This is a genomic window from Mycobacterium sp. ITM-2016-00318 (assembly GCF_002968285.2).
Classification (GTDB): domain Bacteria; phylum Actinomycetota; class Actinomycetes; order Mycobacteriales; family Mycobacteriaceae; genus Mycobacterium.
In genome coordinates this window covers 1,608,371-1,631,590 of the sequence record NZ_CP134400.1, presented here as the reverse complement: position 1 = coordinate 1,631,590, position 23,220 = coordinate 1,608,371, and the positions used below count along the sequence as shown (strand labels likewise).

Sequence of the window (23,220 nt, the reverse complement as noted above, 5' to 3'; positions counted from 1 at the left end):
ATTTCGGCGGCTGGGCCGTGTAGAGCCGTTCACTCGGCTCGAAATCATCGGGTCCGTCGACGGCGGTGTCGCTCCTGCTTCTTACCTTCGTCCTCGGTTGCGCTTCGGTCTACCTTCTCCCGACAGATGGACGGTCGCTATCGATTCGCCGAGACGCACCAGCAGCGGCGCGGGCTCGGCGATGCACCGTGCCACATCGGGCTCGATGTCGGTCAGCGCATAGGCCGCAGCGATGCCCGCCCGGTGCAGCGAGTCGGCGCTCAACTGGTTGCGGCCGCACACCGCGACGACAGGAACGCCGGCCGCCCGCGCCGCGGCCGCGACGCCCGCGGGCGCCTTGCCGTGCAGCGTCTGTTCGTCGAGAGCGCCTTCTCCGGTCACCACCAGGTCCGCACGGGAGAGGCGCTCGTCGAAGTCGACCAGTTCCAACACCAGTTCAACGCCGGGCCGGAATTCGGCGCCGAGAACCGCCAGAGCGGCGAACCCCGTTCCACCCGCGGCACCCGCGCCGGGCCGGTTCCGACGGTCATCGCCGGTCGTCGCGGCGATGATATCGGCGAAATGCGTTAGCGCACCGTTGAGTTCGCGGACCTGCTCGGCGGTCGCGCCCTTCTGCGGCCCGTAGACGGCGGCCGCGCCGTTGCGGCCCGTCAGCGGGTTGTCCACATCGCTGGCGAGCACCACACCGATGCCGTCCATCAGCTCGTGCAGTGGCGCGAGGTCGACGGCCGCGATCGAGGCGAGCGCGGCGCCGCCGTCGGCCACCTGCATCCCGTCGGAGTCGAGCAGCCGGGCACCGAGCCCGGCGAGCAGCCCGGCACCGCCGTCGGTGCTTGCCGAGCCACCGATGCCGAGCACGATGGTGCGGCAGCCCGCGGCGACGGCCGCTGCGACAACATCACCGAGGCCGCGGCTCGACGCGGTGAGCGGTGCCGGTTCACCGCCCGGCAGCCGGACCAGTCCTGCCGCGTCGGCCATCTCCACCACCGCCAGGTCGGCGCGCCGGGCGAAGCCGGTCTGCACCGGCTCACCCGTCGGACCCGACGCCACCACCGGCACATGCTCGAACCCGGCGGCCAACGCGGCGGCGACCGTGCCGTCTCCCCCGTCGGCGACGGGCACCGACTCGACCTGCGCGTCGGGCCGCACCCGGCGTACGCCTTCGCCGACGGCGTCGGCCACCTGCGCGGCGGTGAGCGATCCCTTGAACTTGTCGGCGGCGATCAGGACGGTCGGCATCGCGGTCGTCAGGCCAGCATCACGACTGCAGTCGGAGCGTCCTCACCCACGGGTGCCAGCTCCTCGAACTCCACCACGTTGTCGATCTCGGTGCCCATGGACACGTTCGTGACGCGTTCGAGAATCACCTCGACGACGACCGGGATCCTGTATTCGGCCAGCAGATATTTCGCGTGTTGCAGTGCCGCCTGCGACCGGCGCGGCTCGACGACGCGAATAGCCTTGCAGCCCAGACCTTCCGCGGCGAGTGAGTTGCTGTAATCGGTCATCGATACCACCTCGCTGTGCCCGAAGTTTTCGTATCGTGGAGATAATATCTGGATAGCGGAAATTCTGAGCCCCGCGTAGAGGACGACACCATGGCCGATGCGGGCGGCACCCTCGCGCTGTCACAGCTCGCCAACCAGTCCGGCCTGCCCCTGCCCACGATCCACCGGTTGCTGCGAACGCTGGTCGATCTCGGCTACATTCGTCAGGAGTCGTCGCGCCAATACGTTCTCGGTCCTCGGCTGATCCGGCTCGGCGACGCGTCGTCGCGGATGCTCAGCGTGTGGGCGCGTCCGCATCTGGCACGGCTGGTCGACGAGCTCGGTGAGTCGGCGAACCCGGCAATGCTCGACGGGGACGAAATCGTCTATGTCGCAGAGGCACAATCGCGCCACGCCATGCGGATGTTCACCGAAGTCGGCCGCCGGTGGAGCCGCAATGCACTGCCGTCGGCAAGGCGATCATGGCCACCATGCCGATCGACGAGGACCGCGAAATACTGAAAGGCTCCGGCATGCCGCGGCTGACCAACGCCGGGAAGGCGCTTTCCGCCGAGTTGAGCTGAAAGCCGCAGCGCGGCATGCAAAAAAGGGCCGCATCTCTGCGGCCCTTTTTCGGGTGATGGGTGAAGCGCGGCTCAGAAGTACGTTGTCGCCGTCGTGCTCGTTCCGTTGTCGCAGTTGACCGTGACGGTCCAGTTCTTGAAGCGCGGAACGGCCGGAACGATCCTCAGGTCGTAGGTCGAGTTGGCAGGCAATCCGAAGCTGCGGTTGTAGTCGTCCGTCGCATAGGTGCACTGCGACGTCACCGCTGCGGTCGGTGATGTGAGACTCGAGACCGCCGAGGACCTTGTTGAACGAAACGGTCGGCCCCTGCTTCGGCGCAGGCGGCGGGGCGGCGGCTCGTTGGGCGGCGGCGGGGTGTTGCCGTTCGAGCAGCCCGATACGATGACCTTGGCGCGGGTCTGGTTCTGCAGCTTGCCAAGGGCAGCGCTCTCTGCGGCGCCCCGCGTGGCCGCAGAGGCTCCGACCTCTTCGCCGAAATTGTTCGAAGCCGCCGCTGCGCACTCATTGGTCGCGACAGCCACGACCCCACAGTGGCCTGCTCCGTTGGCGACACAGTTTGTCAGCGCGCCCTGAGCGCCACTGCGTAGTACTGGTCGGCTGCTGCGCCGGTGCGGCCACGCCGATCATTCCGACGACGGACGCGGCCGACGCCAGCAGGGTGCCGACGATGGCCCGGCTCTTCTTGGTGGTTGTCATGTTCTCTCCTGTAGATGCTCCCGGTCGGGTGGGACGCGGGTTGGGGCGGCGGCGGGAGAGGGTTTCCTATCCGCGAGGTAAGCCGAAGAACCGGTTTGTAGGCTTGCGGCCATGCCGTTGAACAGCGGTGAGGTATTCGCCGGGTATGTGATCGAGCGGCTGCTCGGCACCGGCGGGATGGGCGAGGTCTACCTCGTCCAGCATCCTCGACTGCCTCGTCACGACGCCCTGAAGATCCTGACCAGGACCTCCACGACGGACGGGGAGTTTCAGGCGAGGTTCATCCGCGAAGCCGAACTGGCCGCCACGCTGCGGCATCCGCACATCGTCGGCGTCCTCGACCGCGGGGAGTACGACGGCAGGCTGTGGATCTCGATGGACTACGTCGACGGCACAGACGCAGGCCGACTGATCCGACAGCGCTATCGAGACGGCATGCCGGAACAGGACGTCGCCGACATCGTGTCGGCGGTGGCCGACGCGCTCGACTTCGGCCACGAGCGTCGACTTCTCCATCGTGACGTCAAGCCCGAGAACATCCTCGTGACCGCCGCTGACGGTCGTCGGCGCAGGGTGTTGTTGACCGACTTCGGCATCGCTCGACGCATCGACGACGTCAGCAACCTCACCGACGACAACGTCGCGGTGGGAACCGTCAACTACATGGCCCCCGAGCAGCTGCTGAGCAAGCCGCTCGACGGCCGGGCCGACCAATATGCGTTGGCTGCGACCACTTTTCACCTGCTCACCGGCGCTCCGCCGTTTCACGACTCGAACCGCGCCGTCGTCATCAGCAACCACCTTGGCGCGCCACCGCCACGGATCTCAGACCGTCGACCCGATCTCGCGCACCTCGACGCCGTGCTTGCGCGCGCGCTTGCCAAGGACGCCGACGCGCGATATCCGACATGCCTCGACTTCGCCCATGCCCTCACCCATCAGGGCACGCGTGGCGACGCCGGAGCTCCTTTGCCGCAAACCATTTCGCCGTCATCGGGTTCTTCGCCGGACCGGCCTGCCACCCAACGCCTCGAACGAGTGGAGATCCGCGGCACGGCGCACGGCGTGGGACGAAGCCACGTCGATGGCGAAGGCCGACACGGGACGCTGTCGTTTCACCTGGCGCCCTATGACCCGATCGACAACCTGCCTGCCCGGTTACCGGTCGAGATCCAGACTCAACTCACCGCCGTAGAACTCACCGACGGTGACGAAGTTGAGGTCAGCGGCATGTGGGACGGCCAGACACTCGACGCTGACACGATCGCCACCTTCTCACCACAGCGCCCTGCGAAGCGACGTTCGTCCTCGTCGACCGTCGACTCGCCGAAGGGCACGACGACCAAGCGCAGAACAGGCCGGATGGCAGCGCTCGCTGCGCTCGTCGGTGTGATCGTGCTGGTGGCGGCGTCAGCCGTTTGGTTCACCGACGGCTTCGGCGCCTGGGATGGCCCACGGCCGGTTGTCAAGCCGGTGAGTGCAACCGTCTTCTCCCCCGGCGCCGCTCCGGACAACCCGCAGAAAGCCGAACTGGCCATCGACGGTAACCCGGAGACCTCGTGGCCGACCGTCACTTACTCCGATCCGGTCCCTTTCCCGAACTTCATCGAGGGAGAGGGTCTGCTGCTGCACCTGTCCGAGCCGACCGCGCTGAGCGCCGTCACCATCGACGTGTCCAGCACGGGCACCGACGTGCAGATCCGCTCGTCGCCCACCGAGAATCCGACCACGCTGGCCGAAACCACCGAGTTGGTCGGCACCACGCCACTTCAGCGGGGTCACAACCGCATAGAGGTTCACAACGGGACCAAGACGTCGAATGTGCTGGTGTGGATCAACACGTTGGGCACCACCGACGGCCGGAGTCGGACGGAGATCTCAGAGATCACGCTGCAGGCGGCATGAGCCGGCTCGAACTCAACCAGGAGATCATCGACGAGTTTCAGTTGCGAAGACTCGTCCACGCCTACTGCCGAGCTGTCGACCGCGGTGACATCGAGAGCCTCAAAAACCTCTATCACCATGACGCCGTCGACGCACACGGCGAATTCTCGACGGGCACAGTTGAGGAGTTCCTCGAGGAGCTCGCCGCCGCACGCCCCTACATCCGAACGATGCAGCACAACATCACGACGGTGAACTTCATGATCGCGGGCGACACGGCCGAAGGCGAGATCTACACGATCGCGGTTCACACGCTCGCCGGTCGCGATCATGACGTCGACCTGCTCATCGGCGGCCGCTACCTCGACAAGTACGAGAAGCGCGACGGTACATGGAAGATCAGGAAGCGAACGATCGTCACCGACTGGGCGCAGATGCGCGATCCATCAGCGATGGATCTGAGTCACCCGATGACCAAAGGCACTCTCAAAGGAACTCTGGACGCGAGTGATCCGTCCTACCAGTTTTTTCGTTGTTCTACGGCGACGGATGAAGGCTTTCCAGCGCCGCCTGCAGAGTGCCGCAAATGGTCAGCACATCTGTCAGCCCGAGGATCTCCATCGGACGGCTCGTTGCCGGCCCGTCGGCGACGACCACCAAGGGGGTGTCCTGCGTAAGCCGATCGTTGGTCCTCAGCAGAATCGACATCCCGAACGAGGCGAGGAAGTCGACGTCGGTCATATCGACGACGATCGCAGAGGGCGCTTTGCCCAGCGCGACCTCGATACAGCGTTCGAGCTCCGGTCCCGTCAGGAGATCGATGGCGCCGCGCGCGTGGATCACCTCGACTGTGCCGTGCGCCGTCTCGGTATCCAGAGACAACAACGATGGATGGTGTTGAGGGGTCGGAAAGGGCGACATCGAAACCTCACGTTCACTGCATGGGTTTGGGAGGCGCTGTGTCTCGCGGCTGTTCCTGAACCAGACAAGCAGAGGCGCTGAGATCTCCGAGCGTAGTACACGCGGCGGTGCGGGGCATCACAAAGGCTCAGAACCAGTGGCGGCGCCCGCCGACGGCCCGTCCGGTAGAACCGACGATCGCCAGGATGACGCCGACGACCACCAGGATGATGCCGATGGTCCACAGGATCGAGATCTTGAGCAGAAACCCCGCTATCAGCAGGATGATGCCGAGAATGATCATGGGAGATCCTTTCTGCGAGGCGGTGGGCATTCGACCGGTCGGTCGAGCGTTTATCACCGTGAGTCATTCGACCACCCAAAAGGGGGTGGCAATACACCCCTAAGTAGGTATTCTTCTCGCCATGCCCAGTAACTCCCCTGCGCCGATCACCGTGGCGCTCGTCGACGACTACGACGTCGTCGTCATGGGCGTGGCGAACATGCTCGACCCGTATCGCGACCGCATCGTGGTCGCCGAACTCGACTCCACCATGCCGGTGAAAGACAGCGTCGACATCGTCCTCTACGACTCGTTCGCCCAGCCGGAATCCGACCACGAAGAGATCGCACACTTGGTCGCCAACCCGCGTGCGCGCCGAGTCGTGGTGTACACGTGGAACTTTCACCCCGATCTCGTCGAAAGCGCACAATCGCGCGGCGCCCACGGCTATCTGTCCAAGACCCTGCCCGCTCGTGAACTGGTGGCCGCGCTGGAGGCCGTGCACGCCGGGGAGACCGTGATCAGCGCAGCCGTGCCGCGAGCGCGCAGTGCACCCGGACTGGACTGGCCAGGGCGCGGAGAAGGGCTCAGCGACCGCGAAGCCGAAATTCTGGCGCTCATCACCCAAGGCAAGAGCAACGCCGACGTCGCACGGCTCACCTTTCTGAGCCCGAACACCGTGAAGTCCTATATCCGCACGATCTACCGCAAAATCGGCGCCAGCAGCAGAACCCAAGCCGTCCTCTGGGGTGTCAAACACGGCTTCACGCCGGACCACAACCGCATCGAACACTGGAAGGGCGGTCCGTAGTTTGGCCGACAACCGCTTTGACGCCCCGGTAACGCGGTGGGCCGACATTCCGGGCTGGTTTCAGTGGCGCGATGCGCAGGAGGAGGCAGTCGCTGCGTTCGGAGACGGCGTGTTCGTCGAAGTCGGGTGTTACCTCGGAAAGAGCCTGTGCTCGTTGGCGGAAGTCGTTTCGGACGCCAACAGCGAGGCCACCATCATCGGCGTCGATACCTGTCGGGGCAGCGGACCCGAAGGCCAAAGCGACATCAACGCTCACGCCCGCGCTGTGGACCACGGTGGCGGGACCATGGCAGGTATGTTGCACCGCAACGTGATTGCGTGCGGTTTCGCAGACCGCGTGCAGCTGTTGATCAGCGACTCCGTCGCTGCCTCGTCACTTTTCGGCGACGCGTCCCTGACATGGGTTCACATCGATGCCCGCCACGACTACGAGAGCGTCTCCGCTGACATCGCGGCATGGCTGCCCAAAGTCGCCTCGGGCGGCTGGCTGTCCGGCGATGACTACGACACCTACCAGTGGCCCGGTGTTGTCGGCGCGGTCGCAGACGCATTTCCCGATGCCGAACGTTGGTCTACAAATCAATGGCGCTGGATCAAACCGTGATCAGGTCCAGCCGGTGGTAGCACCCGGTTGACCATTTCGGCCCCAACATGCTGAGCGACCGCTTAGCATCCTGAGGTGCCGCAAACGACGACTCATCCCGCGATCTGCCGGATCTGTTCAGCGCATTGCGGCGTGATCGCCACGGTCACCGACGGAAGGCTCACCAAGGTCACCGGTGATCCCGACAACCCGATGTTCAAGGGCTACACCTGCGCGAAAGGGCGCGCGCTGCCCGCGATCCACAACAATCCGGAGCGCCTGCTGAGCAGCAGGAAGCGTCAGGCCGACGGCACGTTCGCTCCCATAGAGGCAGAGCAGGCGATGGACGAGATCGCGGCGACGCTGTCCTCGTTGATCGACAACCACGGGCCGCGCTCAGTGGCCGTATATCTAGGCACGAACGGCCTGCCGTATCCGGCGTCGGCGCTGATGGCCAACGCGTTCATCCGCGCCATCGAGTCGCCGATGTTTTTCACCGCCAACACAATCGACCAGCCCGGCAAGCAGATCGCGCTGGCGGCTCACGGGCACTGGCTTGGCGGCGACGTGAGCTTCGACGACGCAGACACCTGGCTGCTGGCCGGCACGAACCCGGTGGTGTCCAAGGCGATCGGCATCCCGGGTCAGAACCCCGCACAGCACCTGAAGGCGGCCGTTGCGCGTGGAATGCAGTTGATCGTGGTGGATCCGAGAAGGACTCAGACCGCCGCGCGGGCTGCGATCCACCTCCAGCCTCGGCCCGGCGAAGACGTCACGATCCTGGCGGCCTTTCTCAACCTGATCATCGGCGAAGGTTTGTGCGACACCGATTTCCTGACCGAGAACGTCGACGGTTTCAGCACGCTGACCGCGGCGGTCGCGGGATTCACGCCGGAGTACGCCGCGGAACGGGCCGATGTGCCGGTGCAGCAGATCGTCGCCGCCGCACGGCTTTTCGCGACACATGGCACGCGGGGCGGAATGGTGAATGCCGGAACGGGTCCCAACATGGGGCGCCACGGCAGCCTGGTCGAGTATCTGTCCTTGTGTCTGACGACCGTGTGCGGACGATGGGCACGGGCCGGTGACAAGGTATTGCGTCCCAACACCTTGCTTCCCGCCTTCACCGCCAAGGCTCAACCGCATGCCCCCTACCAGGGCTGGGGCTACGGCGAGAAGCTCCGCGTGCGCGGTCTCACCGACACGGTGGCCGGAATGCCGACCGCCGCGCTGGCAGAAGAGATCCTGCTCACCGGCGACGGTCAAGTGCGAGCCTTGATCTGCGTCGGCGGGAACCCGATGGCCGCATGGCCGGATCAGCGCAGAACAGAGCAGGCCCTCAAGCGCCTGGACCTGTTGGTGACGTTGGACACCGAGATGTCGGGCACGTCGAGGATGGCCGATTATGTGATCGCCCCGCTGATGCAGATGGAGACGCCGGCGATGACGGCCGGCAGCGAACTGATCAAGTATTTCACCAGCGGCACCGGTATCCCTGCGCCGTATGCCCAGTACGCACCGCGTCTGATCGCACCCCCGGAAGGATCGGACCTCACCGAGGAGTGGCAGTTCTTCCTCGGCCTGGCCAAGCGGATGGAGCTGGAGCTTTGGTTCGTCAACTTCTTCGGAAGCGGCGGGGGCCGATTCATGGAATCGGCCCCGATCGTCATCGCGCTCAACGGTGAATCCGAGCTCACGACAGAGGAACTGTTCGAGCAGATGTGCTCGACGTCGCGCATTCCGCTCGACGAGGTGCGCCGCCATCCGCACGGCAACATCTTCGATGTCGACGTCGTGGTGGAGGAACGCGACCCCGACTGCACGGCACGCCTGGACGTCGGCAACCAGGTCCTGTTGTCGGGGTTGGCGGAGGTCCTGGCCGAGGAGTTCCGGCCCAAACAGGGCGACGCCGAGTTCCCGCTGCGGCTGATCCCGCGCCGCCATCCGAACTTCATGAACTCCTCGGGCATCACGCTGTCCGCCCTGAACCGCGGAAAGCCCTACAACCCCGCCTATGCGCATCCCGACACGCTGGCGTCGCTGGGCCTCGAGTCGGGAACGGAGGCGACGGTGGTTTCGCGCCACGATCGCATCCCCTGCGTGGTCGAGGCCGACGACAGTATGCGGGGCGACGTCATCTCGATGCACCACGCCTTCGGGGGATTTCCCACCGGCGACCGCGACTATCGCGACCACGGCAGCAACGTCGGCAGACTCGTCGCCACCGACACCGAATACGATCCGATCACCGGCATGCCCCGGCAGGCCGACATCCCGGTTCGGATCGTCGTGGGCTGAATAGCGAAACATTCGAGCAATCTGCGTCCACCGAACGAAGAAAACCCCTCTACCACTGGACCGGCATCGAGGATGGACGCAGCCTTGATCAATGGGTTCCGGTAACGATTCGGCGGTTCGGTGCCCCGTCTGTGGCGGGCCGGCCAGAGACGTCGAGATATCCATCGGCCTCGGAGACGGAGCAGTCGAACCGATCACCATTCGCGCGTGTAACAACGCCGCCTGCGACGCCTACTACCCCTCGACCAGGCAGCACACCTGACGTTACGACGCCGGCCCCGGTCACCGCTTTCCAGGTGACCGGGGCCGACCTGTTGACAGATCGTCCACAGAATCCGAACTCGGGCACATGTGGTAAATAGAAAATTGTGTTGCCTAAAGAGGAGTTCACCCCGGAGGCGGAAACCGGCACCGACGGCGTCGCGCCAAACGATCTGGACAGGGCTCTCCTGGGTGGCGAGCCTGCGCGTGTCGGCAGATTTGCATACAACTACAACACCGAATCGTGGACGTGGTCGAGCACGGTCGCGCGTATGCACGGTTACCAGCCCGGCGAGGTACGGCCGACGACCGAGTTGATCCTGCGCCACAAGCACCCCGACGATATCGCGAAGGTCAAGGCGCTGCTGAAGCGGTCTTCTGCGCCGTTCAGCAGCAGGCACCGCATCCGGACCACAACGGGCGAGGAGCGCAACGTCGTGGTCGTCGGAGAGATCGTCAACGATGAAAACGGCGAGGTCGCGGCGACCCGCGGGTTCTACATCGACGTGACAGAGTCCGTCGAAGGCGCCGTTCAACAGGGCATCACTGAAGAGCTGGAAGAGATCGTGGCGCACCGAGCGGTCATCGAACAGGCCAAAGGGATGTTGATGGCGGTCTATGACGTACGTGCCGATTCCGCGTTCGATGTGTTGCGGTGGCGTTCACAAGAGCTCAACACCAAACTTCACACGGTCGCCGAGGAAATCGCTGCCCAGCTGCCCGGCTTACTGAATGTCCACAGCAGCACACGCGGGGCCGTCGACCACCTCCTGATGACGCTGTCCACGCCCGAGGAGGACGGCGACGAAGGCCTCGCCGATCCAGCCACCGGCTGACCTCATGAGCCTGGCGCCTCTTCGAACGGCGATCGGTCTCTTCTGCACACCGTGTCTGCGGGCGGCAGTACGCCGGAGAACAGGTAATCGCGTTTGACGCGCTCTGTGCAGGTGCTCGCGACATACATGCTCGTGTGCCCGGCACCTTCGGTCACCACCACTCGGGCGTCGTACAACTCGGCTGCCCCTTCATACGCGCCTGAGAGCGGAGTGGCGGGGTCATTTCGGGTGTTGAGGACCAAAAGTGGTGCGGCGGTGCGCCGGTTCCACACGCCGGTATAACGATCCGCGTCACGGCCCTGCCAGAAAGCGCAGGGAAGGGCGTCGAAGACTGAGATACGGCCGAAGTCCGGTGACCTCCACTTTGCCGACACCGCTGCCCTGCTGTAGGAGTCGAGGTCGGTGGGCACGACGCTGTCAGCGCACTGGATCGCGTTGTAGGCCTCTTCGCGATTCCCCAGGTACGCCGGGTCGCCAATGGCTGGCGGCGGATCACTGCCCGTGATGTCGTCCATCAGTTCTGGCGCTGCGGTGCCTGTGGCGAAGAGCTGTTGCAACAGAACCGCCAACTGCGGGTAGGTGGTCGGCTTCGCCAGTGTCGCCACGACGATCTCCTGCACGGTCCACCCGTGCCCGTAGACATCAATGGGCGTGGTTCGCGAACGGTCGACCAAGGTCGCCCATTTGACCGGCAAGTCCCCCTCGGAGAAGGCGCAGCGCCGCCGGGCCGCCGCACAGTCGCGCAAGAACTGCTCGAAGGCCGCGGCGGTTCCGGTCGCGACGTCTTGGCGGTCGTTGAGCGGAACAGTGGCTCCTTCGTTCCCGTGACCGTCGACGTTGCCTCGAAAATCCATCGATCCGTCCAACACCATCGCACGTACGCGTCCCGGGAAGAGGTTGGCGTAGATAGCGCCGAGCTGCGAGCCGTACGAAAGGCCGTGGTAACTCAATGCCGTATCGCCGACTGCCCGGCGCAACAACTCCAAGTCGCGTGCCGAGTTGGCCGACGACGAATGGTCGACGATGGGACCGGCGTGCTGCCGGCAGCGGTCGGCGAAATCCTTGGCCCAGGCAAAGAGTGGGAGCTCCTGGGCAGCAGTCATCGGCAGTTGCGGGTAAGGAACCAGGAACTGCCACTGCTCGACATCGTCGGGAAAACAGCGAACCGCAGCACTGCGCGCCACCCCGCGTTGATCCCACGAGATCAGGTCGAATCGCGCTCGCAACTCCTCGGAGAACAGCCACGGCCACCTGGCCCGATCTCGGAGCCGGCCCACGCCGGACTGACCGGGACCACCGAAATTTATGAACAGCGTGCCGATTCGGGCCGAAGGGTCCGATGCGGGCAGCTTGAGTACTGACAGCCCGATCTGGTCATCGTGCGGCCGGTTGTAATCCAACGGTACTTGCGCTGTTGCACACTGGAATCCGCCTCCACACTCGGCCCAAACCAATCGGGGGGTGTCGGCCGCTTCGGCGAGCTGATCAAGGTAGCCGTCAGCCGCACCGGCGTCAGCGAGGAACCGTGAAGACGCGCTCCACGAGCCAAGACCGACCACGATTGCCAGTGCAACAGACATGAGGCAGCGCCAAAACGTGAATTCGCGCGTTCTTCCCGAGGCCGCCATGCACGTGAAATGTAACTGTGATTACTCGTGAACACTGCACAATGGCTGAACCCTGGCATCTGATGCATGGGTAACATCGCGTCATCTCCGCATACACCATTCACTGCATCACAAGACAGGCCCCGATGTATATTCGCCGAACCAGGAACCCGTGGACCGTGGGATTGACGTCGGCAAGTCGGAGAAGCGGATGAAAGACGTTCTGATCGGGCTTGCTGTCTTCGCCATCATATTCGGCGGCGCGCTGCTTGGAATGGTCCTCGGGAAAGTGCTTCCCGAGCAGCACTTGAGCACCGACTCTCGCGACTCCATCCGGATTGTGATGGGCATGCTGGCAACGCTGTCGGCAGTAGTGCTCGGCCTTCTCACCGGCAACTCCATGACCTCCCTCGGTGAAAAGGAGAGCGAATTGCGCGCTGCCGGCGTGCAATTCATCTTGCTGGATCGAACATTGGCCGAGTACGGATCCGAGACCGCCCAGATTCGCGTTCTGCTCAAGGAACTGCTTGCCCAGCGAATAAGCCAGATCTGGCCGGAGGAAGACAGCCCCGTGTCGCTCACGGCTCTCGGCAGCGGGGCCGGCATCAACCTCGTACAGCGCGATCTGTTCGCCCTGTCGCCACACACGGAACAAGAGCGGTGGCTGCGGTCACATGCCTTGGAGATCACCGACGAGATCGCCGAGTCACGATGGACGACGGTCGAGCAGATCGGCAGCCGGTTCCCATGGGGATTTTTCATGGTCGTCGTTGGGTGGCTTGCGGTCATCTTCGCGAGCTTCGGCCTCTTCGCGCCCCGCAACTTCAGCATGGCCGTGGCTTTGTTGATCGCCGCCGGAGCGCTCGCAGTACCCATCTTCATGATGCTCGAGATGGATCAGCCCTATGGCGGGATCGTCAAGATACCCAGTACTTCGCTGCGCGTAGCCCTGGAACAACTCGGTAAGAGCTGACGACGAGGAACAGTTGCGTCTCCATCCGATTCAGGCGGCTTCGGCGGTGGTAATCGACAAGAGGTCATGCCGGTAACCATGGATGGGAAGCGACGATGGGCGTTTGGGAGGAGGCGCTGCGGGAGGCTGCGGCGCTGCGTCTTCAAGAAGTGCAATCGCTTCAACGTCAGCGGGCCGAAGTAGCCGAGCAGGAGCGTGCTCTCTCCCGATTCATCGACCGCATGCATCGATTGCAGATCCGGCCGCAGCGCAGGCCCTTTCTCGTCCTGAAAGGACCCCCGACCGCAGACCGCTACCGTGCATCGCTCCGGCACAAGATCGTCGGCTGGGACATCGGGGCAGGCGCGGTCGTCACACCCGATGGATCGGTGTACGACATGAAGGACCAGGACAGGGAGCCGTGCGATCTGAAACGACCGCTGGCGTTTCCACGGACGAGCGATCGCCCGCAGGCGCTGGTCGATTTGCTTCAGCAGGCACTGAGACGCGTCGAGGAGGATCAGTAGCGGGACAATGTCCGCGAGGGCGGTCCCGCCCCGACCGGACTGAGCAGAGGACGGCTATGAAGTCGATGTTGCTTTCGCGCCGTGACCTGGATTTTCTGCTGTTCGAATGGTTGCAGGTCGACGAGTTGACTAAGCGTGAGCGCTTCGCCGAGCACTCGCGTGAGACGTTCGACGCAGTACTCGATCTGTGTGAACAACTCGCCGAAAGGTATTTCGCGCCGCACAACAAGACGAGCGACGCCAACGAGCCCACCTTCGACGGCGAGAAGGTCACGATCATTCCCGAGGTGAAGGACGCCTGGGACGCGTTCGCGGAGGCAGATCTCCTCCCGATGTCGCTGGACCGACGGTTGGGCGGTGCGCAGTTGCCCGTCACCGTGGCCCAGGCCGGCTTCGCATGGTTCTCGGCAGCCAACGTCGGCACGACCGGCTACCTGATGCTGACCATGGCCAACGCCAACCTGCTGGCCCGGTTCGGCTCGCCCCAGCTGGTCGAGGCCTATCTACAGCCGATGCTGACCGGCCGGTTCTCCGGCACGATGGCGCTGTCCGAGACACAGGCGGGCTCGTCGCTGGCCGATATCCTCACCCGAGCAGAACCCCAGGACGACGGCACGTACCGGCTGTTCGGCTCCAAGATGTGGATTTCCGGCGCCGAACATGAGCTCACCGACAACATCGTCAACCTCGTACTCGCGAAAATCCCCGGCGGTCCTCCTGGCACCAAGGGCATCTCGCTGTTCGTTGTGCCCAAGTACCTCGTCGACGCCGACGGCGCCATCGGGGAGCGCAACGACGTGGCACTAGCCGGCCTCAATCACAAAATGGGTCAGCGAGGCATCACCAACACGGTGCTCAGTCTCGGTGACGGCACCTTCAGTCCCGGCGGGCAACCCGGCGCGGTCGGCTATCTTGTCGGCGAAGAGCACCGCGGGATCGCCTACATGTTCACGATGATGAACGAGGCCCGGCTGGGTGTCGGGATGGGTGCGGTGGCGTTGGGCTACACCGGCTACCTGAAGTCGGTTCGATACGCCAGGGAACGCCCGCAGGGCCGCCCGGTGACGGCCAAGGATCCGACGGCCCCGCAGGTGCCGATCATCGAGCATGCCGACGTGAAGCGAATGTTGTTGGCGCAGAAGGCGTATGTCGAGGGTGGGATGGCGCTGCTGTTGTACTGCGCCAAGCTGGTCGACCTTCAGCACAGCGCGGAGTCAGACGACGAACGCGCCCACGCCGCGCTGCTCCTGGACATGCTCACGCCGGTGGGCAAGAGCTGGCCGTCGCAGTGGTGCCTGGAGGCCAACAACCTCGCGATCCAGGTTCACGGCGGCTACGGCTACACGCGCGAGTACGACGTCGAACAGCACTATCGCGACAACCGGCTCAACCACATCCACGAGGGCACACACGGCATCCAGAGTCTTGACCTGCTTGGTCGCAAGGTGACCATGCGCGGCGGTGCGGGGCTCGCGGCGCTGGGCGAAGCGATCGGCCGGACGGTGGCGGAGGCCGGCGAGCTCGGGGGCGAGCCGGCAGAACTGTCAGCTGCGCTCGATGCGGCGGGGCAGCACCTGACCGGGGTGACCGCCGTGATGTTCGAGTCAGGCGACATTGAGGCGGCCCTGGCCAACAGCGTGGCGTATCTCGAGGCGTTCGGACACATCGTGGTCGCGTGGATGTGGCTTGAGCAGGTGGTTGCCGCGCACCGACGCGAGGGTGATTTCTATGATGGCAAACGACAAGCCGCGCGGTACTTCTTCCGTTACGAACTGCCGAAAACCGGTCCGCAGCTTGACCTTTTGCAGTCACTTGACCGCACAACGCTGGAGATGCAGAACGCCTGGTTCGGCTGACCAGGCGCCGCCGAGTCCGTAGCGAGAGGCCTTCGTAGGCCCATCAAGAGTGCGAACACACCGTGGCCGGTGCGCTTGGCTCGGTAACGCCATTCGTCGACGCGGGCGAAACTCGGCGTGGTGTGAGCATGTGGACCCAAATTCACCATTAGTCTGGGGGGATGCCGGAGCTCCAACCGGTCCTGGGGGTCGTTCGGAAGTTGGCGGGGTGCTGTCTCTTAGCCGGCGTACTGGTGGCCGCGCTGATGTTCCCGTTCGTCGGCGGCATCGGGCTGTTGTCCAACCGCGCGTCCGACGTCGTTGCCGATGGCTCCGCGCAACTCCTCCAGGGTGAGGTGCCGCAGGTTTCGACGATGGTCGACGTCGCGGGGAACCCGATCGCGTGGTTGTACTCTCAGCGGCGCTTCGAGGTGGCTACCGAGCAGATCGCAAACACCGTGAAGCTCGCGATCGTCTCGATCGAAGACAAGCGCTTCACCGAACACAATGGCGTGGACTGGCAAGGCACCTTGACGGGGCTGTCCGGTTACCTGTCGGGCAACGTGAACACCCGCGGCGGATCGACCATCGAGCAGCAGTACGTCAAGAACTATCAGCTACTGGTGACGGCCCAGACTGACGCCGAGAGGCGAGCAGCTGTTGCATTGACGCCGGCGCGTAAGCTTCGCGAGATCCGGATGGCGCTGACCATCGACAAGACGCTGTCCAAACCGGAGATCTTGACCCGTTACCTCAACTTGGTCTATTTCGGCAACGGCGCGTTCGGTATTCAGGACGCCGCGCAGACGTACTTCGGCATCGATGCCTCGCAGCTCGACTGGCACCAGGCCGCGCTGCTGGCCGGCCTGGTGCGGTCGACGAGTTCGCTCGACCCTTACACCAATCCCGAGGCTGCGCTGCAGCGGCGAAATCTCGTGTTGGACACGATGATCGAGAATCTCCCTGCCCAATCCGATGAGTTTCGTGCCGCCAAAGCCGAGCCGTTGGGAGTGCTACCCCAGCCGAAGCAACTCGCAGGTGGGTGCATCGCCGCCCGCGAGAACGGTTACTTCTGTGACTATGTGCTGGAGTACCTCGCGCAAGCAGGTATCAGTAAGGAGCAAGTCGCACGCGGCGGCTATCTGATACGGACGACGCTGGATCCCAAGGTGCAAGCTTCGGTAAAATCGGCGATCGACGGGATCGCCAGCCCGACCCTCGACGGTGTCGCGAGCGTGATGAACGTGATCAAGCCCGGCAAGGACACGCATCGCGTTATGGCGATGGCCAGCAACCGGACGTACGGGCTCAACGGGGAAGCCAACGAGACGGTGCAACAGCAGCCGTTCTCGCTCGTGGGCGATGGGGCCGGTTCGATCTTCAAAATCTTCACCACAGCCGCGGCACTCGACATGGGCATGGGTATCAATGCCCAGTTGCAGGCGCCTGGATTCTTTCAGGCCAAGGGCCTGGGCAGCAGCGATACTCCGGGCTGTCCGAGAGAAACCTGGTGTGTGAAGAATGCCGGGAACTACCGCGGGTCGATGAATGTCACCGATGCGCTGGCAACCTCACCGAACACTGCTTTCGCCAAGTTGATCCAACAGGTCGGCGTTCCGCGCGCGGTCGACATGGCGGTGCGTCTGGGTCTTCGGTCCTACGCGCTTCCCGGGACGGGGCGTCCCTACGACCCGACGAGTAACGAGAGTCTGGCCGACTACATCAAGAGACAGAACACCGGGTCGTTCACTTTGGGTCCTTACCAGCTCAACGCCCTCGAACTGGCGAACGTTGCCGCAACCCTGGCCTCCGGCGGCGTGTGGTGCCCGCCCACGCCGATCGACACGATTTTCGACCGCCATGGCAATGAGGTGTCATTCGACAGTCAGCCGTGTGACCAGGCAGTCCCCGAGGGGCTTGCCAACACGTTCGCGAACGCGCTGGGCAAAGACCATGTCAGCCCAGGCACGGCGGCGGGCGCGGCCAGTTCGGCAGGTTGGACCCTGCCGATGTCGGGAAAGACCGGGACCACCGAATCGCATCGATCGTCTGGTTTCGTCGGCTTCACCAATCAGTACGCAGCAGCGAACTACATCTTCGCCGACTCCAGCAGTCCGTCCGGCATCTGTTCATTCCCGTTGCGCGCGTGCGGCAGCGGCGACCTGTACGGCGGCAATGAGCCCGCCCGTACATGGTTCGAGGCGATGAAGCCGATAGCGAACGATTTCGGCGAAGTGCACCTGCCGCCGACCGATCCGCTCTATGTCGACGGCGCACCGGGCGGCAGCGTCCCGAGTGTGTCAGGACTCAAGGTGGATGAGGCGCGTCAGCGTCTCAAAGACGCGGGTTTTCAGGTCGCCGACCAGACGCCGTCGGTGAACAGTTACGCGTCTTATGGCACGGTGGTCGGGACCAACCCGAGCGGTCAAACCTTCCCCGGGTCGGTCATCACCATCAATATCAGCAACGGGATATCGCCCGCGCCTCCACCACGTCCGGTCGAGGCGCCGCCGATTGATCGACCGGATGGAGGTCCTCCTCCGGAGGCCGGCACGACGGTCGTGGAGATACCGGGCCTACCTCCGATCACCGTGCCGTTGCTGGGCCCCCCGCCACCGCCGCCGCCGGGTGAGCCGCCACCGCCCTGATGCCCGCGGCCGAAAAATGTTTCAGTGCCTGGTCAAGGAGCGCATGTGCCAGCCGCGCCCGCAAAAGAAACGGTTCTCTGCAATGCGGCTACAAGACTCCGAGCGAGCGAGATCACGTAGCGCCGTGCGGGTCGCGCCAAGGCAGGTCGAGATGCACACGAGTCCCCTCTCCCACCTCGGAGTCGACGCGAAGTGTGCCGTGCATCCCGGCAGTCACCAGGTTGTAGACCACTGCCATCCCCAGTCCGGTCCGGCCCCGACTGCGCCCGGTGGTGAAGAAGGGGTGCAAGACGTTGTCGAGGTCATTCTTCGCAATCCCGACTCCGCGATCGGCGACCGTGACGTTCAGGCGGTCGCCGCGGCGCGCAATCACGATGTCCACGGGGCCGCCGGCGTCGCGGTAAGCGTGATGCTCGGCGTTGGACAAGAGGTTCGCGAGCACGTGCGTGAAGTACAACGGATAGCCCTGCCACTGCTTATCGCCCCCGGCATGCCCGAGCTGGTCGACAACATTCACGTCGAGCTTCGGCTCCAGGGCGCTCGTGCGATACAAAGCGATCGCGTCGTTGACCGCGCGCACAACGTCGACCGGCTGGATCGCGTCTGGGGTTTCACCGACCGAAAGGCCGCGAAACTGACGTATCAGGCGGCTGGCGCGGGAAGCATTGGTACGAATAAGCATCGCCGCGTCGCGAAGGTCGTTGTTCCCGTCGTGCGCCATCAGTTCAGCCGCCTGGCTGATGACCTCGAGGGGCGTGTTGAGCTCATGGGCCACACCCATCACCAGGTGCGACACCGCACGCAGCCGATCCGCTTCGGCCTCGCGCGATAGCCGCTGCTCTTGCAGTGCGAGCAGCCGAGCCTGGTAGGCCGCCGAATACGCCTCACCCGCAGCGATCATCATCCGTGTCAGAACGGGCTCGATCTGAGCGAAGTCGGCACCCTCGTTCTCCAGTACTTTCTGCAAGGCGGGCCTGATGAGGTAGCTCGCGCGGAATGAGTCCTGCGAGAACGGACGAATGCTGCGGCTGGTGATGCCTTCCACGCGGTCGTGCATCGCATCCGAGGTGCCCGAATCGATGAGCTCGATCAGATCGTCGAACCAGAGCTCGAGGTTGGCGCGCAGCTTCGCTTCGCCGAACTCCGGCGCGGGGACCGCAATGGCGGTGATCTGCGCCGTGACTTCGGCGACAAGATGGCGTCGATGGCGTCGCAAGATGTCGACGAGATCGTTCACGTCTCGCTCACGCGTCGAGGGTGCAGTCGGTGCGTGGCCGGGCCACACAGGTGAGCACGTATCCCTGGCTGCGCTCCTCGGGGGTGAGGGCGCCGTCGTCCTCGCAGGTCACCTCCCCGTCGAGGAGGCGCGTGCGACAGGCCCCGCAACTGCCGACGCGGCAGGCGTAGTCGAGGTTGACGTCGCAGGCTTCGGCGATGTCGAGCAGGGTGGCACGCCCGTCGGTGCGCTGGGCCTTGCCCGAGCGCACGAAGGAAACGCCGAGTGCGCCGACCGCGAGGCCATCCTCGACGTCCTGGGCGTGAGAACCGATGGGAGCCGGTTTGTCGGCGACCGAGGTGCGTACACCGCCGAAGCTCTCGGCGTGCAGGTTCCTGAGGTCGAACTCCATGTCGGTGAGGATGGCGCGCGCGGCATCCATGAAGCCCGGAGGGCCACACATGTACACCTGGCGCTCATGGAGATCCGGGGCCATCGCATCGATCATCGCCCTGCTGATTCGCCCAGTCATGGTGGTGCCCGAGTACTCGCGGGTGGTGGTCATGACCACCGGCGAGAACATCCGGTAACGGGAGCTCAAGAGTTCCATCTCGGAGACGAAGATGATGTCGCGCGAGGTCAGCACCGAGTTGAGGAACACCACGTCGACATCGGCGGACACATCGCACAGCCACCGCGCCATCGACATCAGCGGCGTCACACCGCTTCCCGCGCCGAGGAACAGGAGCTTGCGGGGAATCTGGCCGGGGCGCAGACAGAAGTTGCCGCGCGGCCCCGAGGCCTCGATGCGGTCGCCGGGTTTGAGGTTGTCGATCAGCCAGTTGCTGACCAACCCGCCCGGGACCCGCTTCACGGTGATCTCCAGGACGTAGGGCCGCGTCGGCGTCGACGAGATGGAATACGAGCGCACGACTTTCTTGCCGTCGATGTCGAGCACCAACGACAGGAACTGCCCCGGTTGGTACACGAACCGACACATCGGGTCGCCCTGGAAGCGGAACGTCACCACGTCGTGGGTCTCGCGCAGCACATCCGTGACATGCAGCGGGGTCTGCTGCCCGGTCCACAGCGGCAGTTCCTCGGTCGGATCCAACGTCGACGGGTCAAGCCGCAGCGGAGCTACGCGCTCCAGAACGACCTCGGTGGCCTTGACGGTGGTCTGGCTCGAATACCGACACCGACCACTCGATTCGGTGACATCGTTGACGTAGACGCCGGACTCGAGTTGAGCGCGCGACTTGTGAAAGCTCATGTAGGTGGTGTCGCCTTTGACCCGGTCGCTGACCACGACCGGGACAACGATTTCCTCGCCGGTCTCTCTGCTGATGACCCTCGCTTGGTCGCCGGTACGCAGTCCGTGGGTTCTAGCCAGCGCCGTTGACACGAAGAGCGGAGCGTCGTCGGGCATCCCGGCGAGCGGCGTGGCCTTGCCGGAATTGAAGGTGTTGGTGGCGAATTGCACCGCGGCGCGATCGTCCGACAACGACGAACGGCCGCTGTTGAGGATCACGCCTTCCGGGAAGTGCAGGTCCTCCTCGGTCGGGGTGAAGAACTTGAACCTCGTCGGACGGCGGTACACGTCGCCGAACGGCTGGGCGTCTTCGCTGTCATAGTCGAGGCGGAAGCGGGTGGTGCCAACGCCGCCGTAGACGACCGACCCGGCCAACAGCTCGTGCCAGGCGATCGGTGTGCCGTCGGCGTGCTCTGGGCGGCAATACAGCGGCCCCGACCCGCCACCCATGTAGGCCTGGATGCGGTCCCATAGGTGTGCGCGGCTGACCTCGCCGTCCACGCGCGGTAGCCCGGGATCGCTGAACCGGCCGCGAAGCCAGCCGGTAGTGGCATGGCGAGCGAGCACCGGATGGGCTTCGGCAACCGCGTCGTCACGCTCGACGCGGTTCGTGATCTCGGCCATCAGGTCGTAGAGGATGGTCGCATCCGAGCGGGTCTCCTGCGCCGCCCGTTTCTGCGGAACCCCAAGCGACAGACGCCATTCCCCGTTCTGGTACAGCTTGGTGGTCGCCGGGTGCGGAGGCGAGGGAATGATCAGCTCGGCGTGCTGTTCGGCGAACGGATCGGGGATGGGGTCGACGACAACGAAACGCACGCCGGGCCCGGTGAGCTTGTCCAGCCAGCGCCGCCGCTGCATCATGTTGGCTTCGAATTGCGTGCCGAAGAACAGGAAGAGCTCGGGCATGTCGGCTGGTTCGGCGTAGTCCAGAGCGGCGCGAGGCTCGTCGTTCAGTACACGCTCGTAGGCGTCGTCATCCAGCCCCATGCGACGGGCGGCATCGACGTGGCCGTCCATCCGGATCCGGCCCATGAACACATTGCGGGAGAGGCCTTGAACCTCGGACTGGGCGTTGATCTGGCCCGGCAGCCGTAGGGTGCCCCCGGCCAGCGAACCGTCGCCGCGCAGCCCGTATTTGCCGACCAACGCCATCGCACAACCCCAGAGGCAGTGCGCGACAATCCCGCTCGTCTGCGACAACCCGACCGACGGGATGTTCACCGGTGCCACGCCCGCACGCGCGATCGTCCGCGCGATCCGCCGGATCGCGGTAGCCAGACGGTCGACGTATTCGGGTCCGGCCGCGATCCGCGACGCCACAAGATCCGCGGCGAACTCCGGCGCGATCGCTCGGGCACGCAGACTCTCGAACGACTGCCGATCGGCGAAGCGATCGAGGAATCGATGGTCGATCGCATCGGTGTGCTCGACCAGGATTTCGCGGATTACCGCCATCGCCAACATCGGATCCGTGCGCGGCCGTATCAACAGGACCCGATCGGGCCCCAGGCGTTCGGCGACCGCTTTCGCCGACTCGGTGACCTGGACCTCGACAAGGTAGGCGTCGAGATCCTCCCGCCTCAGGAGCTCTTGAAATGCCGGCGGATGGGTGACATAGCCGTTCCAGCCGTTCAACAGATACAGGCGCTCACCGTCGCCGCGTAGACCCTGGTCGATCGTGACGAACGGCCCCTCCTGACCGGTGAGCGTCTCGTTGTGCACCGCGCCGGCATTGAGGCAATGCTCGGCATTGCCGGTCAGGTTCCGAACGCCCAGCAGCCGGAGGACCTCCTGGACGGCGAAGATCGTGAAGTAGTCGACCTGGCCACAGGCATACAACAAGGTGCGCCCCCGGGACCCGAGGTGCTCGAGCACCAGATCGGCCAGCCGGCCGATCGCCTCCTCATAGGAGATCGCCCGCCGGCCGTCGCCATCGCGAACACTCGGCGTCACATGGATCGGAAACGCCGGCCGCTGCCGGACGGTCGACAACAGCAGCTTGGCACAGCCGCGCGTCGGCCCCACCTGCTCCATCCGACTCTCGGTGATCCCACCGCCGCGCCGGTACCGAACGAACCGCTGCCCGGTCATCGCGCCCGACTCGGACGCGACCGGACCCGCGTCGCGCAAGACGACCGCGCGCGGGGAAGACCCGGAACCGGTTTCACCGACCATCGAGACAGACAGCACCCCGCCCGCCGCGACCAACGGCTCGCTGGTCGCGATCACGACCATCCCGTCCTCACTGAGCGTGCCGTCGAACTCCTCGCTGACACCACGCCTGGACAGCTCGACCTTGACCGCGCCGGACCCGAGAGTGTCCCAGCCCGCCTCGGACGCATCCTCGGAGGCGACCAAACCGCTGTCTCCGACGCCACAGAACGCGCACGAGTAGCGCCCAGTCGTCGGATGAGCCGCGCCATGATCCACCGCCAGATAAGCTGGCAACGTATCGAGATCCTCGAGCACGCCGGCGTGCGGGATGGTGCGAACTGTCAT

General features: G+C 64.7%; 18 protein-coding genes and 2 pseudogenes. 11 read left to right on the top strand and 9 right to left on the bottom strand.

All coding sequences use genetic code 11. From position 1 onward, the window contains the following. Nucleotides 1-81: 81 nt before the first annotated feature. Both C6A82_RS07900 and C6A82_RS07895 read right to left on the bottom strand, forming a co-directional pair. Nucleotides 82-1,239: a glycerate kinase gene (locus C6A82_RS07900; protein ID WP_105348079.1), complete on the bottom strand. Its 1,158-nt coding sequence runs from the start codon at nt 1,237-1,239 to the stop codon at nt 82-84. 8 nt (nt 1,240-1,247) lie between these two features. Continuing rightward, nucleotides 1,248-1,481, bottom strand: a pseudogene (locus tag C6A82_RS07895) (glyoxylate carboligase); the annotation flags it as partial. 117 nt (nt 1,482-1,598) lie between these two features. Here C6A82_RS07895 and C6A82_RS07890 point away from each other — a divergent pair. Then, nucleotides 1,599-2,009 (top strand): IclR family transcriptional regulator, encoded by a 411-nt coding sequence (locus C6A82_RS07890; RefSeq protein WP_304598322.1) that lies wholly within the window; start codon nt 1,599-1,601, stop codon nt 2,007-2,009. A 134-nt stretch (nt 2,010-2,143) separates the two neighbouring features. On the opposite strand, the gene C6A82_RS07885 is transcribed toward C6A82_RS07890, so the two are convergent. Further along, nucleotides 2,144-2,593, bottom strand: a complete 450-nt coding sequence (locus C6A82_RS07885) for a hypothetical protein (protein ID WP_233217117.1) — start codon at nt 2,591-2,593, stop codon at nt 2,144-2,146. Next, nucleotides 2,574-2,768 carry a hypothetical protein gene (locus C6A82_RS07880; RefSeq protein ID WP_142406036.1) on the bottom strand — a complete coding sequence of 65 codons (195 nt, stop codon included), beginning with the start codon at nt 2,766-2,768 and terminating at the stop codon, nt 2,574-2,576. Before C6A82_RS07880 ends, C6A82_RS07885 begins: the two co-directional genes overlap by 20 nt. Nucleotides 2,769-2,879: 111 nt before the next feature. On the opposite strand from C6A82_RS07880, the gene C6A82_RS07875 reads away from it, so the two are divergent. Both C6A82_RS07875 and C6A82_RS07870 read left to right on the top strand, forming a co-directional pair. Continuing rightward, nucleotides 2,880-4,673 (top strand): serine/threonine-protein kinase, encoded by a 1,794-nt coding sequence (locus tag C6A82_RS07875; RefSeq protein ID WP_105348080.1) that lies wholly within the window; start codon nt 2,880-2,882, stop codon nt 4,671-4,673. Next, nucleotides 4,670-5,329 (top strand): nuclear transport factor 2 family protein, encoded by a 660-nt coding sequence (locus tag C6A82_RS07870; RefSeq protein ID WP_105348082.1) that lies wholly within the window; start codon nt 4,670-4,672, stop codon nt 5,327-5,329. Before C6A82_RS07875 ends, C6A82_RS07870 begins: the two co-directional genes overlap by 4 nt. Here the strand turns inward: C6A82_RS07870 and C6A82_RS07865 are convergent. Next, nucleotides 5,277-5,573 (bottom strand): annotated as a pseudogene (locus C6A82_RS07865) (STAS domain-containing protein); the annotation flags it as partial. The gene C6A82_RS07870 and the pseudogene C6A82_RS07865 overlap by 53 nt on opposite strands. A 127-nt stretch (nt 5,574-5,700) precedes the next feature. Next, nucleotides 5,701-5,856: a DUF6131 family protein gene (locus C6A82_RS07860; protein WP_199193919.1), complete on the bottom strand. Its 156-nt coding sequence runs from the start codon at nt 5,854-5,856 to the stop codon at nt 5,701-5,703. Between the two features lie 121 nt (nt 5,857-5,977). On the opposite strand from C6A82_RS07860, the gene C6A82_RS07855 reads away from it, so the two are divergent. From C6A82_RS07855 to C6A82_RS07840, 4 genes are all read left to right on the top strand, one after another. Beyond that, nucleotides 5,978-6,646: a response regulator transcription factor gene (locus C6A82_RS07855; RefSeq protein WP_105348086.1), complete on the top strand. Its 669-nt coding sequence runs from the start codon at nt 5,978-5,980 to the stop codon at nt 6,644-6,646. Nucleotide 6,647: 1 nt separating this feature from the next. Continuing rightward, the gene (locus C6A82_RS07850; RefSeq protein WP_105348087.1) at nt 6,648-7,250 is read left to right on the top strand and encodes a class I SAM-dependent methyltransferase; all 603 of its coding nucleotides are present in this window, start codon (nt 6,648-6,650) and stop codon (nt 7,248-7,250) included. A gap of 75 nt (nt 7,251-7,325) precedes the next feature. Continuing rightward, nucleotides 7,326-9,527, top strand: a complete 2,202-nt coding sequence (locus tag C6A82_RS07845; RefSeq protein WP_105348089.1) for a molybdopterin-dependent oxidoreductase — start codon at nt 7,326-7,328, stop codon at nt 9,525-9,527. A gap of 371 nt (nt 9,528-9,898) precedes the next feature. Next, nucleotides 9,899-10,624, top strand: coding sequence for a PAS and ANTAR domain-containing protein (locus tag C6A82_RS07840; protein WP_142406037.1), 726 nt, complete (start codon nt 9,899-9,901; stop codon nt 10,622-10,624). A 2-nt stretch (nt 10,625-10,626) separates the two neighbouring features. Here the strand turns inward: C6A82_RS07840 and C6A82_RS07835 are convergent, their stop codons facing one another. Beyond that, on the bottom strand, nt 10,627-12,204 hold the full coding sequence (locus C6A82_RS07835) for an alpha/beta fold hydrolase (protein ID WP_105348092.1): 1,578 nt from the start codon (nt 12,202-12,204) through the stop codon (nt 10,627-10,629). Between the two features lie 199 nt (nt 12,205-12,403). Between C6A82_RS07835 and C6A82_RS07830 the strand changes: the two genes are divergently transcribed. The 4 genes from C6A82_RS07830 (at nt 12,404) to ponA2 (ending at nt 18,193) form a co-directional block, all read left to right on the top strand. Next, a complete protein-coding gene (locus C6A82_RS07830; RefSeq protein WP_311101733.1) occupies nt 12,404-13,204 on the top strand; it encodes a hypothetical protein in 801 nt (266 codons plus the stop codon). 95 nt (nt 13,205-13,299) lie between these two features. Further along, a complete protein-coding gene (locus tag C6A82_RS07825) occupies nt 13,300-13,710 on the top strand; it encodes a hypothetical protein (protein ID WP_105348094.1) in 411 nt (136 codons plus the stop codon). A gap of 56 nt (nt 13,711-13,766) precedes the next feature. Beyond that, nucleotides 13,767-15,566 (top strand): acyl-CoA dehydrogenase, encoded by a 1,800-nt coding sequence (locus tag C6A82_RS07820; RefSeq protein WP_105348096.1) that lies wholly within the window; start codon nt 13,767-13,769, stop codon nt 15,564-15,566. A 161-nt stretch (nt 15,567-15,727) separates the two neighbouring features. After that, a complete protein-coding gene (gene ponA2 / locus C6A82_RS07815; protein ID WP_105348097.1) occupies nt 15,728-18,193 on the top strand; it encodes a transglycosylase/D,D-transpeptidase PonA2 in 2,466 nt (821 codons plus the stop codon). Nucleotides 18,194-18,305: 112 nt separating this feature from the next. On the opposite strand, the gene C6A82_RS07810 is transcribed toward ponA2, so the two are convergent. Together C6A82_RS07810 and C6A82_RS07805 are read right to left on the bottom strand one after the other, a co-directional pair. Continuing rightward, a complete protein-coding gene (locus C6A82_RS07810) occupies nt 18,306-19,430 on the bottom strand; it encodes a sensor histidine kinase (protein ID WP_105348099.1) in 1,125 nt (374 codons plus the stop codon). 7 nt (nt 19,431-19,437) lie between these two features. Then, complete coding sequence (locus C6A82_RS07805) at nt 19,438-23,220, bottom strand: FAD-binding oxidoreductase (protein ID WP_311101732.1); 3,783 nt, start codon at nt 23,218-23,220, stop codon at nt 19,438-19,440.

Excerpts from the sequence above, each read along its gene's own strand:
- C6A82_RS07835 (WP_105348092.1), bottom strand. The coding sequence starts at position 12,204 with ATGTCTGTTGCACTGGCAATCGTGGTCGGTCTTGGCTCGTGGAGCGCG.
- C6A82_RS07855 (WP_105348086.1), top strand. The coding sequence starts at position 5,978 with ATGCCCAGTAACTCCCCTGCGCCGATCACCGTGGCGCTCGTCGACGAC.
- ponA2 (WP_105348097.1), top strand. The coding sequence starts at position 15,728 with ATGCCGGAGCTCCAACCGGTCCTGGGGGTCGTTCGGAAGTTGGCGGGG.
- C6A82_RS07860 (WP_199193919.1), bottom strand. The coding sequence starts at position 5,856 with ATGATCATTCTCGGCATCATCCTGCTGATAGCGGGGTTTCTGCTCAAG.
- C6A82_RS07890 (WP_304598322.1), top strand. The coding sequence starts at position 1,599 with ATGGCCGATGCGGGCGGCACCCTCGCGCTGTCACAGCTCGCCAACCAG.
- C6A82_RS07825 (WP_105348094.1), top strand. The coding sequence starts at position 13,300 with ATGGGCGTTTGGGAGGAGGCGCTGCGGGAGGCTGCGGCGCTGCGTCTT.
- C6A82_RS07820 (WP_105348096.1), top strand. The coding sequence starts at position 13,767 with ATGAAGTCGATGTTGCTTTCGCGCCGTGACCTGGATTTTCTGCTGTTC.
- C6A82_RS07875 (WP_105348080.1), top strand. The coding sequence starts at position 2,880 with ATGCCGTTGAACAGCGGTGAGGTATTCGCCGGGTATGTGATCGAGCGG.
- C6A82_RS07870 (WP_105348082.1), top strand. The coding sequence starts at position 4,670 with ATGAGCCGGCTCGAACTCAACCAGGAGATCATCGACGAGTTTCAGTTG.
- C6A82_RS07900 (WP_105348079.1), bottom strand. The coding sequence starts at position 1,239 with ATGCCGACCGTCCTGATCGCCGCCGACAAGTTCAAGGGATCGCTCACC.
- C6A82_RS07805 (WP_311101732.1), bottom strand. The coding sequence starts at position 23,220 with ATGACAGTTCGCACCATCCCGCACGCCGGCGTGCTCGAGGATCTCGAT.
- C6A82_RS07880 (WP_142406036.1), bottom strand. The coding sequence starts at position 2,768 with ATGACAACCACCAAGAAGAGCCGGGCCATCGTCGGCACCCTGCTGGCG.